Annotated in this window: 17 protein-coding genes; 6 read left to right on the plus strand and 11 right to left on the minus strand. The window is 71.8% G+C overall.

What is annotated here, in order from left to right; genetic code table 11:
- Window positions 1-152: 152 nt before the first annotated feature.
- From AC07FK_RS28040 to AC07FK_RS28050, 3 genes are all read right to left on the minus strand, one after another.
- Complete coding sequence (locus AC07FK_RS28040; RefSeq protein ID WP_479107740.1) at window positions 153-1631, minus strand: membrane-associated oxidoreductase; 1479 nt, start codon at window positions 1629-1631, stop codon at window positions 153-155.
- A gap of 247 nt (window positions 1632-1878) precedes the next feature.
- Window positions 1879-2784 (minus strand): hypothetical protein, encoded by a 906-nt coding sequence (locus AC07FK_RS28045; protein ID WP_479107741.1) that lies wholly within the window; start codon window positions 2782-2784, stop codon window positions 1879-1881.
- Between the two features lie 11 nt (window positions 2785-2795).
- Window positions 2796-4991, minus strand: coding sequence for a hypothetical protein (locus tag AC07FK_RS28050; RefSeq protein ID WP_479107742.1), 2196 nt, complete (start codon window positions 4989-4991; stop codon window positions 2796-2798).
- A 103-nt stretch (window positions 4992-5094) separates the two neighbouring features.
- On the opposite strand from AC07FK_RS28050, the gene AC07FK_RS28055 reads away from it, so the two are divergent.
- Window positions 5095-5610, plus strand: a complete 516-nt coding sequence (locus AC07FK_RS28055) for a RipA family octameric membrane protein (RefSeq protein WP_479107743.1) — start codon at window positions 5095-5097, stop codon at window positions 5608-5610.
- A 97-nt stretch (window positions 5611-5707) separates the two neighbouring features.
- The gene (locus tag AC07FK_RS28060) at window positions 5708-6199 is read left to right on the plus strand and encodes a hypothetical protein (protein WP_479107744.1); all 492 of its coding nucleotides are present in this window, start codon (window positions 5708-5710) and stop codon (window positions 6197-6199) included.
- A 183-nt stretch (window positions 6200-6382) separates the two neighbouring features.
- Here the strand turns inward: AC07FK_RS28060 and AC07FK_RS28065 are convergent, their stop codons facing one another.
- On the minus strand, window positions 6383-6967 hold the full coding sequence (locus AC07FK_RS28065; protein ID WP_479107745.1) for a TetR/AcrR family transcriptional regulator: 585 nt from the start codon (window positions 6965-6967) through the stop codon (window positions 6383-6385).
- Window positions 6968-7056: 89 nt separating this feature from the next.
- On the opposite strand from AC07FK_RS28065, the gene AC07FK_RS28070 reads away from it, so the two are divergent.
- Both AC07FK_RS28070 and AC07FK_RS28075 read left to right on the plus strand, forming a co-directional pair.
- The gene (locus AC07FK_RS28070) at window positions 7057-7920 is read left to right on the plus strand and encodes a class I SAM-dependent methyltransferase (RefSeq protein ID WP_479107746.1); all 864 of its coding nucleotides are present in this window, start codon (window positions 7057-7059) and stop codon (window positions 7918-7920) included.
- Between the two features lie 365 nt (window positions 7921-8285).
- Window positions 8286-8666 carry an STAS domain-containing protein gene (locus AC07FK_RS28075; protein ID WP_479107747.1) on the plus strand — a complete coding sequence of 127 codons (381 nt, stop codon included), beginning with the start codon at window positions 8286-8288 and terminating at the stop codon, window positions 8664-8666.
- A 249-nt stretch (window positions 8667-8915) separates the two neighbouring features.
- Here AC07FK_RS28075 and AC07FK_RS28080 read toward each other — a convergent pair whose 3' ends face one another.
- Entirely contained in the window at window positions 8916-9635 is a 720-nt protein-coding gene (locus AC07FK_RS28080; protein WP_479107748.1) for an SMI1/KNR4 family protein, read from the minus strand.
- Between the two features lie 166 nt (window positions 9636-9801).
- On the opposite strand from AC07FK_RS28080, the gene AC07FK_RS28085 reads away from it, so the two are divergent.
- A complete protein-coding gene (locus tag AC07FK_RS28085) occupies window positions 9802-9927 on the plus strand; it encodes a hypothetical protein (RefSeq protein WP_479107749.1) in 126 nt (41 codons plus the stop codon).
- A gap of 89 nt (window positions 9928-10016) precedes the next feature.
- Here the strand turns inward: AC07FK_RS28085 and AC07FK_RS28090 are convergent, their stop codons facing one another.
- The 3 genes from AC07FK_RS28090 to AC07FK_RS28100 all read right to left on the minus strand — a co-directional run bounded on the left by AC07FK_RS28090 (window position 10017) and on the right by AC07FK_RS28100 (window position 13382).
- On the minus strand, window positions 10017-11552 hold the full coding sequence (locus AC07FK_RS28090; protein ID WP_479107750.1) for a hypothetical protein: 1536 nt from the start codon (window positions 11550-11552) through the stop codon (window positions 10017-10019).
- Window positions 11552-12733, minus strand: coding sequence for an FAD-dependent monooxygenase (locus tag AC07FK_RS28095; RefSeq protein ID WP_479107751.1), 1182 nt, complete (start codon window positions 12731-12733; stop codon window positions 11552-11554). Before AC07FK_RS28095 ends, AC07FK_RS28090 begins: the two co-directional genes overlap by 1 nt.
- 256 nt (window positions 12734-12989) lie before the next feature.
- A complete protein-coding gene (locus AC07FK_RS28100; protein WP_479107752.1) occupies window positions 12990-13382 on the minus strand; it encodes a cupin domain-containing protein in 393 nt (130 codons plus the stop codon).
- A gap of 126 nt (window positions 13383-13508) precedes the next feature.
- On the opposite strand from AC07FK_RS28100, the gene AC07FK_RS28105 reads away from it, so the two are divergent.
- Window positions 13509-14036: a DinB family protein gene (locus AC07FK_RS28105; protein WP_479107753.1), complete on the plus strand. Its 528-nt coding sequence runs from the start codon at window positions 13509-13511 to the stop codon at window positions 14034-14036.
- Between the two features lie 33 nt (window positions 14037-14069).
- On the opposite strand, the gene AC07FK_RS28110 is transcribed toward AC07FK_RS28105, so the two are convergent.
- The 3 genes from AC07FK_RS28110 to AC07FK_RS28120 all read right to left on the minus strand — a co-directional run bounded on the left by AC07FK_RS28110 (window position 14070) and on the right by AC07FK_RS28120 (window position 16201).
- A complete protein-coding gene (locus tag AC07FK_RS28110; protein WP_479107754.1) occupies window positions 14070-14522 on the minus strand; it encodes a protein kilB in 453 nt (150 codons plus the stop codon).
- Between the two features lie 318 nt (window positions 14523-14840).
- The gene (locus AC07FK_RS28115) at window positions 14841-15284 is read right to left on the minus strand and encodes a hypothetical protein (RefSeq protein ID WP_479107755.1); all 444 of its coding nucleotides are present in this window, start codon (window positions 15282-15284) and stop codon (window positions 14841-14843) included.
- The gene (locus AC07FK_RS28120) at window positions 15281-16201 is read right to left on the minus strand and encodes a LysR family transcriptional regulator (protein WP_479107756.1); all 921 of its coding nucleotides are present in this window, start codon (window positions 16199-16201) and stop codon (window positions 15281-15283) included. Before AC07FK_RS28120 ends, AC07FK_RS28115 begins: the two co-directional genes overlap by 4 nt.
- Between the last annotated feature and the right edge of the window lie 32 nt (window positions 16202-16233).

Consider the following 16233-nt stretch of genomic DNA (forward strand, 5'->3'; position numbering starts at 1 on the left):
GCCACGCAGTGCCACGCCGCATCGGTCCGGAACCTCCCGCAGCCAGGACCGCTCCGCGCGACTGGTGGCGCGGCGGTGGTGAGCATGAGCGTGGCTACCCTCCCGCCCGGGGAGGGGGCGTCCGGCGCGGTGGTCCCGGTTCTCGGCGGGGGTCATTGGCGGCTGACCGTACGCGTCACGCCCGTGACGATCGTCGTCGCCAGGATCCAGCCCGTGATGATCAGGGTGTACGCCAGCCACTGATACGGGCCGTCCGGGGCGAACGCCGGCTCCTGACCGAAGCTGATGACCGGCAGGAGCAGGTCGAGGGTGTAGAAGACGGGGTTGAAGTCGGGGGCCTCGTCCGCCTTGACGGGGCGGGGGTGGTCCAGGCCGTACGCGATCGACCCGACGGCCACCAGGGACAGCAGCCACACGGCCGCGCGCAGAGGGCGGAAACCGTAACCGACGGTGGCGTCCTGGGCGTACCCCCACAGCCGCCCGTACCGGGTCAGCGTGGTGCGTCGGCGTCGCTGCTTGGCGAGTTGGACGAGTCGGGCCGCGTCGTCGTCCCCGACATGGCGATAGGCCGCCGTCAACTGCTCGTAGCCGTACGGCTCGTACCGGTCGCCATCCCGCTCCAGCATCGGAAGGCGGCGCTCGGCGGGCTCGTGCGGGGCGAGCACCGTGTAGGTGAGATTGCTGAGAAACACCTCGTCCGGCAGCATCTCCGGGTCAAGCGTCAAGATCTCTATCTGGGAACGCCGAAGATTCAGGGCGCCCTCGATCCGATCGCCCCCGCGCAGCCACAGTTCGCCGATGACGCAGCTGCTCGCGCGCAGCGCAGTGTCCCCCGGATGTGACAAGTGGGCGTGGAGCAGGTCGAGCCGCCCCGATATGCGCGAGCCCCGCAGCTCGATCCGGCCCCGCGCACGGATGTACCGGGCTCGCACATGGGCGCCCACGTTGAGGTTCTGCGCGTCCAGCGCGGTGCCGTCAGGCGTGATGAACTCGGCGTCCTGCACGTTGATCCGCCCGGCGACGGACGCGCCGGTGAGCCGTACCTGGCCGTGCGCGCGCATCTCGGGCGCCCACAGATCGTCCCCGATCGCTGCCTGGTTGAGCTGGAGCACCGGCTCGGAGTCGTCCGGGGCCGTGAACTGCGCCCGCTCCATGAACAGCGCCCCCGAGATTTGCGCCCCTCCGAGCCGCACCGGCCCCCGCACCCGGCAGTCCGTCATCCTCAGCACCCCCTCGACACGCAGGGTCGCCGCGGCGAGTCCCGGCAGAACGGAGTTGCTCAGGTTGAGCTGACGCAGTTGGGCGCCGTACAGGTCGGGTGCATCGTCGAACCGGCAGTGGCTCAGCCGGACGGCAGCTTCGACGGTGGCGTACCGCAGGTCCAGTACGCCGGTGATGCGCGCGCCCGTGATCTTGAGGGCGGCGATCTCCCCCTCCTCCTGCGGAGCCCTGAGCAGCAGAGCCCGCAGCACACTCGCCCGTACGGTCCGCTGCGCGCCCCACGACTCGTCGAGCGCCGGATCGTCCTCGTTCCCGTCGGCCCCGTCGGCGCGGAAGTCCACGGACGCGCCGCGCGGAAAGGCCCGCCATACGCGTACCTCGGCCGGTGTCAGATCGTCGGTCTCGTTCACGCGGGGACTCTGACGTGGTGCGTTCCCCGCTGTCAACTGCCGCACGCCGGGACGACACAGGGCCCGGCAGTCACCCGCGAACACCCGCGCACCACAAGGCGGGGAAGCGGACAGCCGCCCCGGGCCGCCACGCCTGAGCACCCGCGGCGCCCCGCGCGACCGCCGGTGCGGCGGCTGGGACGCGTACGCCCGCCGACCTCAGCACTCGCCGCGGACGTCTACGAGCAATCACCTCATCAGGTGCGGACTACCGACTGCGGCCGATCTCCCTCAAGTTGGCCGTGTAGACCTCCTCGCCGGTGCGGTCGCCGTGTCGCCGGCACTCCCGCACGGCTTTGCGCGTCCAGGCCCTGGCCTCGTCGCGTTCGCCCACGTGGTAGTGGTTCAGTCCCATCAGACCGCAGAGTTTGCCCATGAAACGGCGGGCGGACGCTTCGTCGGGGAGTGTGTCCAGGTCGTCGAGCAACCGCAGCAGCACGTCATTGCTGTCGGTGAACAACGCCCGGTCGCTGAGCTGCTGCGCGTGGGTCAGGGCGTCCCGGCAGGCGACGAGCCGGCGTCCGTCGGGCGTGCCGCGCCGCAGTTCGCGGGCGGTGAGCAGAGCGTCCAGGACCGCTGCGGCTGTCGCCACGTCCCGGCCGCCCGCGCGCAGTGCCAGGTCGTGCGCACGGCGAGCGTGCTCCACGGCCGCGTCGAGTTCGTCCCGCAGGGCAGCGTGCGCGGCCAGGCGGGAGTGAATGGCTGAAACCGAGGCGTCGTCGGCCGACCCCGGGCCGAGTTCTTCGCGGAGCAGCGCGTCGGCGGCCTCGTACTCCCCGTCCTCGGCGAGGACATCCGCCTCGTGCAGCCTCTCCAGCAGATTGCCCGGCCGGTCGGCCCCCGACAGCCGGCGCAGTGCGGCTGGACGGCCCAGCCCGTCCAGCTCGCGCGCGAGCCGCTGCAGCGTCAGCGGGTACGCCCGCATGGCGTTCATGTTCCGGCGGAAGTGCTCTCGAAGCTCCTCCGGTACCCGTAGCCATTCGTCACTGCGGGCGTCGAGTTCGGCGGCGTGCTCTCGGCACAGCGCGTGGAAACCGGCGTCGTCGCCGCTCCGGTCGGCCGTGCTGAGGGCGCGCAGCACACGGCCCAGCTCCCCGTCGATGAAATCTCCCACATGCGGCACCCTCACCGGACCGGAGCCCCCCACTGCAGCAGATGGCGGTACAAGTGCATGTAGAGCAGTCCTGCCGGGTGCTCGTGCCCGGTGCTCCACCCGGACAGGCGGGCGCTGTGCGGCGCGCCGGGCGCCACGTCACCGACGATCTGTTCCACATTCTCGCCGGTCCGGTCCAGGGACACGGTGACGGCCGGGAGGCGGGCCTCGAACACCACGCGGCACAGGGCCTGGCCCACGTCGTGCGCCAGCAGCCCCGACTTGCCCACCAGCACCCACACGTCGGCCCGAACCGGCCGAGCCAGCAGGCGCCCGTACGGCAGGTGCCCGACGGGGACGGGGTCCACCGCGGTCCAGCTCCCCGAGACGACCCGCACCCCCAGCGACTTCTCCAGATCCGCCCGGTGTCGCCGCGCCCAGGACGAGATCAGTACGGCCTCCCCCTCGCACTCGGCGACGACCGCGACGTGGCAGGTCGGCGCGGTGCTCGAAACTTCGGACGGGGGGACGCGCCAGTACGGCGTCACGTCGGGGGGCCCGGCGTCGGGGCGTCTGTTCTTTACGTACGCGCGGAGGTCCAGGCCGTCCCACCCGTCGAGGGAGCCGATCACGCGGACCGGCCGCTCACCGTCGACCGGCTGCAGGCCCTGGTAGTCCGGCGCCGGAATCAGAACGTTTCGCTCTCCCATGTCCGGCAGCGGAACCACGCCTGTGACCAGGGCCTGCCGGCTCGTGCGGCCGTTCGGCACGGCGAAGGACAGCAGACGGTCGTAGAGGTAAGGGAGGTCGTCCGCCTGGGCCATGGACAGTTCCAGCCGGCGTACGCACTCCTCGCGCGTCTGCAGCCGGAACAGTTCGGTGTCCAGCAGCCCGCGCCAGACGACCAGCTGACGGTCCTGTACGAGGCTGCGCAGAGATTCGGCGTCCGTGGAAGGGCCCGATGGCCGCGCCGATCCGCCGGTGTGCAGTACGTCGGGGCGCCCGCCCACCGTGCTCACCAACGAGGTCGCCGCCTCCAGACTGCACCAGGCCCGGCCCAGGTAGTCGGAGACATCGTCCAGCAGCACCAGGGTGCGCCCGGCGAACTGCAGCAGGGACAGCGACTCGAGGGTGCGACGGAACAGCGCTTGCTCCTCGGGGGTGCGTGGAGCCTGCGGCATGCAGCTGAAGTCGTACCAGAGGTGGATCCGCTCCAGCAGCGGCCGCAGCGAGGGCAGGTCGTCGAGCAGGGCGCGCAGGCGTCGCAGGCCCACGTCGGCGGACGCCTGCGCCGCCCCGGACTCGACCGCTTCCACCCCGGCCCGGTCCACCTCCTCGGCCACCGGCACGAGTGACGCGTCGTCCAGCGTTTCCCTCAGGACTCCGACCAGCAGGCACTCGGCGAGATCCGAACCGGCCGGGCCGACGGGCATGTGCATCGCGGCGGGAGCCACCCGGCGAGGGGTGCGCAGTCCGCGCCGGTGGGCGACTCGGACCGCCTCGCACAGCGAGGCGAACAGGTGCCACGCGACCAGTCGCGCCTGGGTGCCGTCCGGGTCGGGCTGATTGACGTCGAACCAGCGGTGCGAGACGAACACATGATGTCGGCCGGGGAAGACTCCGCGCGCCAGAGTGGATTCCACCTCACGCATCCGCGGGAAGCGCGCGTACGCGATCAGTTCGTCCAGGGGCAGCCAGCGCGACTCCGTCAGTTGCCGCGACACCGACATGGTGGGCTGGGGACGTATGTCCTGCGCCTTGGCCGCCTCTTCCAGCATGCGGTGAGGAACCGCCAGGGGAAATCTGCCGATGACCTCGCCCCCGGGTTCCGCCATGGCGTACAGCAGCCCCCGCTCGATTCCGACGCGGACCTGGCCGTCAGGAATGACGAGGTGCCGGTGGGCCAGGAAGTCGTGCTGCCCGGCGAGCCGGGCCACGTCGGGGGGCAGCCCCGCCCGCTGCCGCCGCCGCTCACCTACCGCGAGGCCCGCCAGGGTCTCCACGCCGGCGAACGGAACCTGTGGGCAGGCGCACCCGTAGCGGTGTGCGATGTCGTCGTACGTCCGCACGCCCCCGCCCCGCAGTCCGCCCCGTGCGTAGCCCAGCGCCTTGGCGGCCGCCTCGCCGGCGCGCCGTGCGTACAGCAGCCGGGGATGCCTCCGTAACTTCTCCGGCGGGATCGACAGCATGGCCTTCATGTCGTCGGCCGGCGGTTCACTCCCCGACATGCAACTCACCTTTCGACAAAGGACGTTGTGACCGGTCCACGATCAAAGCACGGAAGGGCTCCGTTAGGCTTGGCCGACCTGACGACTACGGGGAGATGCCGCCATGGCCGACATCGGTGAATCGCTGTGGAACGACGGCGTCGGCACGGAGGGCTACCGCGACGCGAAGGCCGCGTATCACGCCGCGATCTTCGAGCAGTACAAGTTGTGCGTGGAGATGGCCGACCGGGTCAGCGCCCGGCGCAACCTCGCCAACACCTTCTTCCTGACCCTCCACACGGCCCTGCTCGCCTTCCTCGGAGCATGGCTGACCCAGGATCCTCACCGCGCGGTGCCGGTCGTCCTCGCCCTCGCGGCCCTGCTGGTCCTGCTGGGCACGTGTGTCACCTGGTGGTTCACCGTCCGCTCCTACCACCAGTTGAACCGGGGCAAGTTCGCGGTGATCGGAGCGCTGGAGGAACGGCTGCCGGCCCGCACCTTCGTGGAGGCCGAATGGCGCGCTCTCGGTGAGGGCCGGGACTGGCGGGTCTACCTGCCGCTGAACCTGGTCGAGCGGTGGATTCCGCTGCTCTTCGCCGGGGCCTACGTTCTGGGATTCACGGCCGCCGTCGCTTCGTGAGACCCGCGGACGCTGCGCACCGCGCGATCAGCGCGCCGCCACCGCCCACCGGGATAGAGTGACGGCCACCTCGCCCGGGCCGAAAGGGGATTGCCGCGTGGTCACGGTCGCCGTCACCGGTCACATGGACCTGGCCGCCGAGGCGGCGGAGCCGGTACGCACGGCCCTGCGCGACCTCCTGGTGGCTCTGCGCGGCGACGCGCTCGTGGGGCGGTCGTGTCTGGCCCGCGGCGCCGACAGTCTCTTCGCCGAGGAAGTCCTGGCGCTCGGGGGCCGGCTGTCGGTGATCATCCCGTCCCGCGACTACCGGGACGCGGTGGTGGAGCCGTCGGACCGCGTCAGCTTCGACGCACTGCGCGAGGCCGCCGACGAGGTGGTGATCATGCCGTACGCGCACGCGGGACGCGCGGCCTACGAAGCGGCCAACCACCGCCTGCTCCGGGGCGCGGACCGTCTGCTGGCCGTCTGGGACGGCAGCGCTCCCACCGGCCGGGGCGGCGGTACGGCGGACACCGTGGCCGCGGCCCGCTCGGCCGGCCTGACCGTCGACGTCGTATGGCCCCCCGGCGCACGCAGGGCCGGCGCCTGACATCCCCGCACGGTCACGGTTCCTGTTGGACGCGACGGCGATGCCACAGTCGTCGAACCCGCGGCCTCGTCCAGCAGCACTGCATCGGCTGCCGACCAGCGAGCCGACTTGTGGGAGCGGCAGGGCCCGTCGTCGAAGGGCGGTCCGTGCCACAGGGGCCACTTCTGCCGGGGCCCTCGCCGGTCAGTGGCCCACCAGCAGCGTGACCAGGCGTTCCACCTGCTCCTCGGGCGGGGGGCTGCCGGGGGCACGGGTCATCAGCATGTGGTGCAGGGTGCCGACGAGGGCGAGGGCGGCCGCCGCCGTATCGGTGTGCGCCGGAATCCGGCCCAGCTCCTGCTCGGCGGCGAGATAGGTCGCGACCGCCGCCTCGAGCACACCGAAACCCGGTGCGCCCTCCTCCCAGGCGCGACGCGTGTGCGAGGAGGCGCCCGGCATGGTCAGGGCCAGCCCGACGATGCCGGGGTCGAGGGAGTTCATGAGCGTCAGGGCCGCCGAGAGGACGTTGTGCACCACCGTGTCCTGCCCGGCGCGGGCGGGCAGTGTCTCCGTCAGCCGTGCCGTCGTCGCGAAGCGGTCGAGCACCAGCTCCGCCACGAACGCGTCCAGCCCCGCGAAGTGCGTGTGCAGCACCCCCTTCCCGCAGCCGGCTTCCTCCGTGACCGCGCGGCTGGTCAGCGCGCCTGCTCCGTCACGTGCCACCACCCGTTCCGCAGCCGCGAAGAGGCGCTCGCGCAGGTCGGGAATGGCCACTCCGCGTGGTGACATCGGCTCGCTCCGGAGAGAACGGTAGACAGTATGGGCGCTCGCCCATACTGTTTGGGCGCATGCCCATTCTAACGGGGAGGCCGACCGGCATGGAAGAGAACGAACGCGTCGTCAACAGCCGCCAGGCGCAGGCGTGGAACGGGGAGGAGGGGAGTGCCTGGGCCCGCCACCAGGACCGCTGGGACGCGGTGAACGACGGCTTCAACCAGTCGTTGCTCGACGCCGCCGACATCCGCGGCGATGGCCGTGTCCTGGACATCGGCTGCGGCGCCGGGCGCACCACCCGCCTCGCCGCCCGACGGGCGCCCGGGGGCGGGGCCGTGGGACTGGATCTCTCCGGCCCCATGCTGGACCGCGCCCGGGCCGCCTCGGCGCGGGAAGGGCTGGGCAACGCCGAATTCGTGCAGGGGGACGCTCAGGTCCATCCCCTCGCGCCCGGCAGCTTCGACTGCGCGATCAGCCGCTTCGGGATCATGTTCTTCACCGACCCGGTGGCTGCCTTCGGCAACATCGGCAGGGCCCTGCGGTCCGGCGGCCGTCTGGCGTTCGTCACCCCCGCCGCGGCCGCGGACAACGACTGGGCGGTGGTGATGGCCGAACTGTCCCGCGCCCTGCCGGAAGCCGATCCCGGGGACTTCGGCGCAACCGGCGCCCCCGGCATGTTCTCCCTGACCGACCCCGACCACACCCGCACGGTCCTGGAGGCGGCCGGGTTCGCGGACGTCGCCCTCGTTCCGGTCGAGGCGTACGGGGACTGGGGAGCCGACGCGGCGCAGGCGGCGGACTTCGTGTCGACCACCGGACCGGCGCAGCACGTGCTGGCCCAGACGACCACTCCGGGGCGGCGCGACGAGGCGCGGCACGCGTTGATCGACGTACTGCGCCCGTTCGAGCAGGAAGGCGCCGTACGGCTGCGCAGTGCGGCGTGGTTGGTGACGGCCGAGCGCCCCTGAAGTTCCGGTTCGAACCTATGGCCGACGACTGCTCGTCCACGGTGGTGCCGGGGGTGGAGGGCGGCCCCGGCAGGCGGTCCGGAACCCCTGCGTAAAGGGTTTTCCCGTCGATTTGCCTGGTCAGCGAGCCGTGGTTCCCGCTCGCGCCGAAACATTTGACACAGGGCAATGATTCTGTGGGACGCTGTGGGGACGCCAGCCTGGTCTGGTGGGAGGCCCCGCGCCGCCCTTGTTGGTCACGATCGGTGGCCGGGGCGCGGTACGGGTGGTCTTACTTGGCTGTGCACGGCACATGCCGTGCGCTTGACGGCACCGGTTCCACTGGTGGCCGTGATGGGCTCGACCCCTGGATTGAGGGGCGAACCGTGAAGGAATTCACCGTAACCGCCGAACAACACCCTGACCTGACCCTGCTCACCGTCGCCGGTGAAATGGACCTGCAGACCATACCGGCGCTCGAGGAAGCAGCTCTCGTCGTCCCGCTCGGCGGCAAGACCCTGCACCTGGAACTCTCAGGCGTGACCTTCATGGACTCCAGCGGCTTGAACCTGCTGCTGCGCCTGCGTCATCGCATGCGCTCGGACGGCGGTCGTCTGGTGGTGTCCGGGCTGCGGGAGCAGCCGGCCAGCCTGCTTCGTCTGACCGAGACCTATGAACTGCTCGCCGCGGCCGAACTGCTCGCCGCGCCCGACAAGGCCGTGCTCAAGGCGCCCCCCGCCCAGCGGCAGTCACCCTCGCGCGTGTGACTCGGGCATGAAACGTCCCTCACCCGGTGACGTGGCGTCGGGTCAACGGCGCGCAGCCGAGGGCGAGTGAGCGCAAGCCACGCCGTCTACGGCATCCAGGACAGCGACTTCCCGTACCGCCAGGCTTGCAGCGTTTCTTCGCCGTCGCTGACGCGCCACCTCCACTCCGCGACCGACCTAGCCGGTCACCCGTGGAGCCGGTCACCTGTGGAGCCGGTCACTCGTCGGGCCGGTCAGCTGTCGAGCTGGTCACCCGTCGAGCCAGTCACCCGGAATCAGATCGCGGACGCGGTCGAGGTCAGCCTCTGTCCGGCCGCGAGCGAAGACGGCCGTGCCGTCGTGGCGCGCGAGTACACCGTCGCCCAGGAACCAGCGGGTGGCGTGATTCCCCTCGCCGACCGGACAAGGCGGGAACGGCAGCTGGACGCAGTGGCGCTCCAGCAGTGCGACATCTTCGTCGTCGGGGTCGAGGAAGTCGCAGAGTGGCCCGTCGGCCTGCACGGACTCGGACAGAACGATTTCGACGAAGCAGAGGGAGAGGCGTTCCAGCCAGCCCTCCCACCGTTCGGCGGTCTTGTCGGCCAGGTCGAGCCGGACGGACACCGCCGGGTCGTCGTCCCGCAGACCGCCGAGCAGGATGCCCCACGACGCGGCTCCCTGGTTCTCCTCCCGGAAGACCAGAGCCTCCTTCGCGTCATCCACATACAGCTTCGCCGGGCTGAGCAGGACATCGTGGTTACTGGTGAGATCCTGGCGACGCCCGAGCAGCCGGTAGCCTTCCCGCAACGCGGTCGGCAGGCGAAGGCCCAGCCGCTCCTCCGCCGCGGCCAACTCCGCCTCGGCGTACCCGTCGCCGCTTGCCAAAGGGCTTGCCCACTGGGCGGCGAAGCCCTGGATGAAGGACCAGGCGCCAACGCGGCTCTCCACCCCCCGGGCGAGAGACGAGGCGAAATCCAGCTCTTGTGTCATGGCAGGACGATAAGGGGCCTGTCATGACGGGCCGAGGCCGGGCATGTCGAGGCTGCTTGTCGCGGTATCCCAAGGGCCGGGGACCGCACGCCTACCGCTGTTGTTCCGCCAAGGCGGAGTGCGGAGGATGTGACGTACGGGCCTTGTCGGCAGCCTGGACCGGATCATGGTCGACTGGCCGGACGAGGACATCGCGGCTTTCACCGACTGCCTTCAGCGCTTCGACACGGACATCGAGCGGTTGCACGGAATGCCCTGGCCGCGTCCGCAGACGGCGGATGGGCCCGCCTGACGCGCCCTGCTGCTCCCCGGGCGCCGCACACCGCCCCGTACGACGGCAAGGGGCGGCGCCGAGAGCGCCGGAAATGCTCGGGCCGTGCGTCAGTCCTCCACCTTCGCCGAGGTGCTGGCGCAGAGGTACGGACGCGCCAGCAGCAGGCCGGTGGCGGTCATGACGATGCCGCAGTAGACCGGGGCGAGGTGGATGAAGTCGGTGTAGTGGATGGCGCCGTGCACCACGACGGCCGGCAGGAAGCCGGCTGCCGCCGCCGCGGCCAAGGTCCAGAACACCCAGGCCTCACCGCGCCGCCAGCCCCACGCGCTGAGCAGTGTGATCGCCACGGCGGCGGCCATCAGCGCGCCGCCGAACCCCGCGCGGTCGTGCGCCACGAAAGGGACGAGTCGCGGATTGACCGCTTCCAGCATCTGCGCGTCGGCGCCGAGGAAGGTCAGGTCGGTCGGCACGAAGACACCGGTCAGACCGACCACCGAGATGACCGCCCCGCCGGCGAACAGCCCCGCTCCCGTGACGATGAGCAGCAACTGGCCGGCCAGCGCCCTTCGGCGCTCCGGCTCCGGCCCTTCGGGCGCGAGGCGCCACCGGGGTGTGTGCGGGGCTCGGCGGACCCCGGCGACGAACATCGGGAACAGCACGACGACGGTGGCCGTGTGGAGGGGTTCCACGAAGCCGGTGGCCAGGAAGTAGAACAAGGTGGGGAAGCCGATCGCCCCCGACAGGAGGTAGACCTCGCGGGCCCAGGGCCAACCGCGTCTGATCCCGCCCACGGCGAGGCCGGTGTAGAGGGCGCCGATCGCCACCATCGTGCCGGCCATGGTGATCCGGTCGTGCTGCAGGAAGTGCACGAGGTGGTGATTGGCGGCGTGCAGTTCGCGCAGCGTCATGCCGAGGTAGTCGCGGTCGTACCAGAGCAGCACCGGACCGAGCGTGATCGCCGCGGCGCCGATTCCGGCTCCCGTCATGCCGAGCCCCACGAGCAGCGCCCACCACCAGGCGGGCCAGCGCCGGGGGTCGCGGCCGACGTCCCGGAGCGCCGGAGCGGGCGAGGCGGGCGTGGCCGCTTCGGTGACCCGCGCGAACCAGCCGGGTCCTGCCTCGACGAGCACGCCCGGCCGGGCGAGCACGACGGTGCCGGGCTCTTCGAGCGCGGCGGCCGCGGCGGTGGCCGACGGGTCCGACACATGGACGACGTGCGGGTCGTCGCCGGTGAACCCGTCGACGTGGCGCTTGAGGGCGGCCTCGGTCTCCGGGTCGCAGGCGCCGACGACCAGCGGGATCATGCGGTCGGCAGCGGCCTCGCGCACGGTCCGCGCGTCGGCCGCCGAGACGGGCGTCACCTCGACGACACCGGCCCCGAGCGGGGGCATGGCCCGTACCGCGTCGTGGGCGAGCGACGGTGGGACGGATATGCCGAGGCGTACGGTCACGGGCACACCGGCGATCTCGCCGGCGAGCCGCTCCGGCGGATGGCGGTGGCCGAACCCGCGGGCGATCAGCCGTGCGCCGGCGGGACGGGAGCCGATCGACGCCAGCATCCGCAGCGCGGTGCGCTGCGAACGGCGCCGGCCGAGGACGGCGGCGGCCGCGCCGCGCAGCGGGTGATACGTCCAGTCCGGCATCAGTGGCCGCCGCCGTTCGTCGCGGATCCCCGGTGACCGGGCGCGGTCCAGCCGAGCACCGGTGCCATGGACCGCAGCGTCGCCCGCGTCGGCGCCAGCCGGGCAGCCGTGTCGCGCAGTAGCACCGCGGGCTGCCGCGACAGCTGTCCGACGGCCCCCAGCCGGGCGGAGCGGCGCGTGATCGCCTGGGTCCTCGGGCGGCGCAGGAGATCGTACGAGCGGAGCGCGCCGGCCACGTCCGCGGTCTCGTCGAGGCAGTGGGCGAGGGTGACCGCGTCCTCCAGCGCCTGGCACGCGCCCTGGCCCAGATTGGGAGTCATGGCATGGGCCGCGTCGCCCAGCAGGGCGACCCGGCCGCGGACGAAGGACGGCAGCGGCGGCAGGTCGTACAGGTCGTGGCGGAGCACCTCGTCCGGTGGGACGGCCGCCAGCAGGCCGGGAATGGGATCCGGCCAGGACCCGAACCGGCGCACCAGTTCGGCGTACTCGGACGAGCCGGAGGCGGTGCCCTCCGGCAGCGAAGCGGTCGCGAAGCAGTACTCCCGCCCGCCCGGCAGCGCCGTGTAACCGAACCTCTCCCCGCGGCCCCAGGTCGCCGCGCCCTCGGAGGGCGGCGGGGCGAGGGGCTCGGTGACCATGCGCCAGGCGGTGTAACCGGCGTACCGGGGGCCGGCCGCGTCGGGCCACACGTCGCGGCGGACCGTACTGCGCAACCCGTCGGCGCCGACCACGAGGTCCGGCCGGGACTCGCCCCAGCGGTGATCGACGACAGGGCGGCCGCCGACCTCGCGCACGGCGGCCACCTCGCTGCCCGGCCGCAGGCAGCCGGCGGGGAGCGCCTCGGTGAGTGCCCGCAACAGGTCCGCCCGGTGCAGGACGACCAAGGGATGACCGAAACGCCGCGCCAGCTCCGCGGTGTCCGTACGGGACAGCCAGCGGCCCCGGCGGTCGCGTACGCCGCCCGACGCCTCGACGGCGCCGAGTGCCCGGACGGTGTCCGCGAGGCCGAGGGCTTCGAGGGCGTGCAAGGCGTTCGGCCACAGGGAGATGCCCGCGCCGATCTCGGTGAACTCCGGAGCCCGTTCGAGCAGCTCGACGCGCCAGCCCCGGCGGTGCAGGGCGACGGCTGCCGCCAGGCCGCCGATCCCGCCGCCGACGATGGTCGCGGCGCGCTGCGGCATGGTTCCTCGCTCTGGATTCGTTCGGGGGCGCCGCTCTCGGTCGAGTGGCCGTCGATCCGGTGCCCGACGGGCAGACGGCGCGGCGCAGGTCTGAGCAGCGCCTCATGGCAACATGTCGACAGCGGCCTGTCAACGTGCCGAGGCAGCGTGCCGAGCCGAGGTGCCGAGCGGCGGCCGGCCGGCCGGTTCACGCCCGGTCCGGTGCCGCCGTACGACCGGGATGACACGAGCGTCGGCGACAGGAGCCTCTGCGCGGTCAGTGATGCGCCCGAGCCGGTGGTGCCTCCGGCGTCACCGCGTAGCCGGGCACGGACGGCCACCGCACCGTCAGCACGACCGACTCCTCCTCCGCGAACCAGGAATGGTCGATTCCGGCCCCCCAAACGACGTAGTCGCCCTGTTGCCGCAAGAGAACGCTGCGGTCGGGGAGTTCCACCCGGAAGCGCCCGCTGATGAGGACCAGGAGAGCTGTGCGTGCCTCGCCTCGCACCCATCGCACTCGCTCGTCATGACGTGGGTGGACGCCCCACTTGATCTCCACATCGTCACTGTGGCGGGGATCGGCCGCGTCCCTGAAGTGCCCGAGGAGCCATCCCCGGTCCAGTGCCGCGTCCTGGCCGGCGTTGCCCGCGTACACGCTGTCGGTCACACACGCGGACGCTAGCAGCAGACCGGAGCCTGCCAGTCGGGACCGCGCCCTGCGGTCCGTGGCCCTGCTGTCGCACGCTCACCGAACAGGACAAGATCTGGCCTATATGCCTCCTACCGTCGGCCCATGACCACTTCTTCGAGCACACCGGCCTCAGCCCTTCCGGACGAGCGCGACGAGCTGTTGTGTGCACTCGTCGAGCAGCGGGCGTTGCTGCTCATCACGGTGCGCGGGATCAGCGAGGAGCAGGCGATGCGGCGCACGACCGTGAGCGAACTGACGCTGGGCGGGATCGTCAAGCACATGGCCCGCGGCGAGCGGGTGTGGGCGCAGATTCTGACCGAGGGGAACGGCGAACTGCCGGAGGGCATGCTCGACACCGGGCAGTACCGCATGGCCGAGGACGAAACACTCGCCGGCTTGCTCGAGGCGTACGAGACCGCGGCCCGGACGACGGAGGAGGCCGTGCGCGCGTTGCCGAACCTGGGCGTGAGCGTGCCGCTGCCCACGACTCCGTGGTCACCGCCGGAGACCGTCTACTGGTCGGCGCGCCGGATCCTGTTGCACCTGATCCGGGAAACGGCCCAGCACTCCGGGCACGCGGACATCATCCGGGAAGCACTGGACGGGGCCGGCACTACCGCTCAAAGGTGATCACTTCTCGTTGCGGAGACGCTGACCGCCCTGTCAGGCCATGGCCCGGCTCGCGGCGGCGATCAGAGCGTCAGTCGCCGCGATGGCGGCCTCGCGTCGCGCGGCCAGGACGGAGTGGTCGGCGGCATTGCGCAGGTCGAACGCGGTCCTGGCAGCATGCCGGGCCGGTTCGGCAAGCGATTGCTCGAGAACGGCGACCGCGACCAGAGGGCCGGTCACGGCTGAGCGTGTGGCGTGGGAGGCCGTGCGGGCCGCCTCGACGGCCTCCTCGCTCGCGCCGTCCAGCCGCAGGGTTTCGCGATGCCACATGGCCCGCCGATGGTCGCCCAGGGCGGCGACCAACTCGCCCAGCGACCTGCGCAGCGCTTCCGCCCGCTGGTCGGCGCGGGCGGCGCTTTGGGCCATGCGCGCGCTCTTGATCTGCAGCAGCCCGGTGAGTGCGCCCCCGAGCAATGTGCCGACCACGGCGATGATGCTGGGCCACATGGCGAAGTCCTCCCTGGGAGCGGTGAGGAGGCGCGGAGACGCAACGGCCCCCCGTAACGCTGTGTCCGGGCGCAGTGTACGGAGCAGAACACCGGGCCGGGGAGGCTTCCGGCGATGTCGCCGGCCAGGCATCCGGCCTCCCGTCCGAGGAGTGCTCGGCGCGCCCCGTGACCTTCCATATGCAGGCTCAACCGAGTATGCGCCTCGGCATGCACGGCTGATCCGCTCCCGGAGCCCCGAAAGGCCCCCTTGGGCCGCATTCCGAGTGGCGGGGCGCCGGAGCGCAACCGCATCCGCCCCCGCGTACGACCCGCAAGATCAGGACATCGCCTTGCTGAATGTCCGGCACGAGGGGAAGCTGGGAGCGTGACCAACCGGACGTATCACGGTGATGCGCTGCTCGTCGCTGGGCGGCTTCAGCTGCCCGTCGAGGCAGATCTGGTGGCTCTCGGTCCTGATCTCGAAGAGTGGCGCGGCATGCTGCGCGGAGTCCCGACGAACCGGATCTTCGATCTTCAGGACAGCGGGAATCTGCGCCTCCAGCTGCCGGGCGGCGAGGAGCGTCAGGTGCATGAAGAGCGTGTCAGTCATGCGCACGAGAGCGAGTTCACCACGGTCCCGATTTCCGGGGACGGCGCGCCGCCGTTCTAAGCCTCCGCGGACGGTCAGCCGGGCCGGCGGCGACGCCTGGTGCGCGACGCCGACCCCGCTGCGACCACCGAACACCAGGCCGACAATCGCCGCTCGGGTTGCCACGTTCACGTACCCCCACTCCTCTCGGCGTTGACGGGAGCCGCCGGGCCGAGCATGCCGGGGATGTCGAGGACGGTGAGGAACGCGGTCGCCGCGGGCGTGCGGCTGCCACGGCTCCAGATGACGTATTCGGAGCGGGCCGGCGCGTCGGTGACCTCGACGGTCGTGACGCCGGTGAGTTGCGGCACGTACGCCGAAGGGAGCATGGCGATGCCGAGGCCCTGCCCGACCAGTCGGGCGAGGTAGTCCGCGTTGGTCACTTCGTAGGCGACGTCGCGGCTGAGGCCGGCGGCTGAGAATGCCTGGTCGGACTGGACCCGGCCGGCGGTTCCGGCCGGCAGGTCCACGAACACCTCCGAAGAGAGCCTGCGCAGGTCGACCGCCCGTTCCGCGGCGAGGGGGTGGTCCGGAGCGACCACGGCGACGAGGCGGTCGCGGGCGAGTTCGTGGGCGGCGACACCACGCGGCCGCGCGGTGGTCGGCAGCCCGAGGAAAGCCACGTCGACCGCGCCCTGCTCCACCTGCTCGGCGAGTTCCTCGCTCGCGCCCACCCGCAGGCCGATGCGTACGTGCGGGTACCGCTCGTGGAAGTCGCGCAGCGCCCCCGGGACATCGACCGCGGCGACGGTCGGAATCAGTCCCACGGCGAGCCTCCCGCGCACCTCACCGACAGCCGCGGCGACCTCGGCGGCCGCGCGCTCGGCGGCGTCCAGACACTGACGGGCGGCGGTGAGGAAGGCCGCGCCTGCCGGTGTCAACCGCACCCGGCGGCTGGTGCGCTCGAAGAGTCGTGCGCCCAGTTCCCGTTCCAGACGCGCGACTTGATGGCTGAGGGCGGACTGGACCACCAGGCATCGTTCGGCGGCCCGCGTGAAGCTGTTCGTCTCGGCGACGGCGACGACGTAGCGCATCTGCTGAAGTTCCATGGACTCTCTTCTATCGCGATCCGCGATGGATC

Source organism: Streptomyces sp. NPDC046122, from assembly GCF_056429965.1.

Excerpts from the sequence above, each read along its gene's own strand:
- AC07FK_RS28050 (WP_479107742.1), bottom strand. The coding sequence starts at position 4,991 with ATGTCGGGGAGTGAACCGCCGGCCGACGACATGAAGGCCATGCTGTCG.
- AC07FK_RS28055 (WP_479107743.1), top strand. The coding sequence starts at position 5,095 with ATGGCCGACATCGGTGAATCGCTGTGGAACGACGGCGTCGGCACGGAG.
- AC07FK_RS28065 (WP_479107745.1), bottom strand. The coding sequence starts at position 6,967 with ATGTCACCACGCGGAGTGGCCATTCCCGACCTGCGCGAGCGCCTCTTC.
- AC07FK_RS28070 (WP_479107746.1), top strand. The coding sequence starts at position 7,057 with ATGGAAGAGAACGAACGCGTCGTCAACAGCCGCCAGGCGCAGGCGTGG.
- AC07FK_RS28080 (WP_479107748.1), bottom strand. The coding sequence starts at position 9,635 with ATGACACAAGAGCTGGATTTCGCCTCGTCTCTCGCCCGGGGGGTGGAG.
- AC07FK_RS28085 (WP_479107749.1), top strand. The coding sequence starts at position 9,802 with ATGGTCGACTGGCCGGACGAGGACATCGCGGCTTTCACCGACTGCCTT.
- AC07FK_RS28090 (WP_479107750.1), bottom strand. The coding sequence starts at position 11,552 with ATGCCGGACTGGACGTATCACCCGCTGCGCGGCGCGGCCGCCGCCGTC.
- AC07FK_RS28095 (WP_479107751.1), bottom strand. The coding sequence starts at position 12,733 with ATGCCGCAGCGCGCCGCGACCATCGTCGGCGGCGGGATCGGCGGCCTG.
- AC07FK_RS28105 (WP_479107753.1), top strand. The coding sequence starts at position 13,509 with ATGACCACTTCTTCGAGCACACCGGCCTCAGCCCTTCCGGACGAGCGC.
- AC07FK_RS28110 (WP_479107754.1), bottom strand. The coding sequence starts at position 14,522 with ATGTGGCCCAGCATCATCGCCGTGGTCGGCACATTGCTCGGGGGCGCA.
- AC07FK_RS28120 (WP_479107756.1), bottom strand. The coding sequence starts at position 16,201 with ATGGAACTTCAGCAGATGCGCTACGTCGTCGCCGTCGCCGAGACGAAC.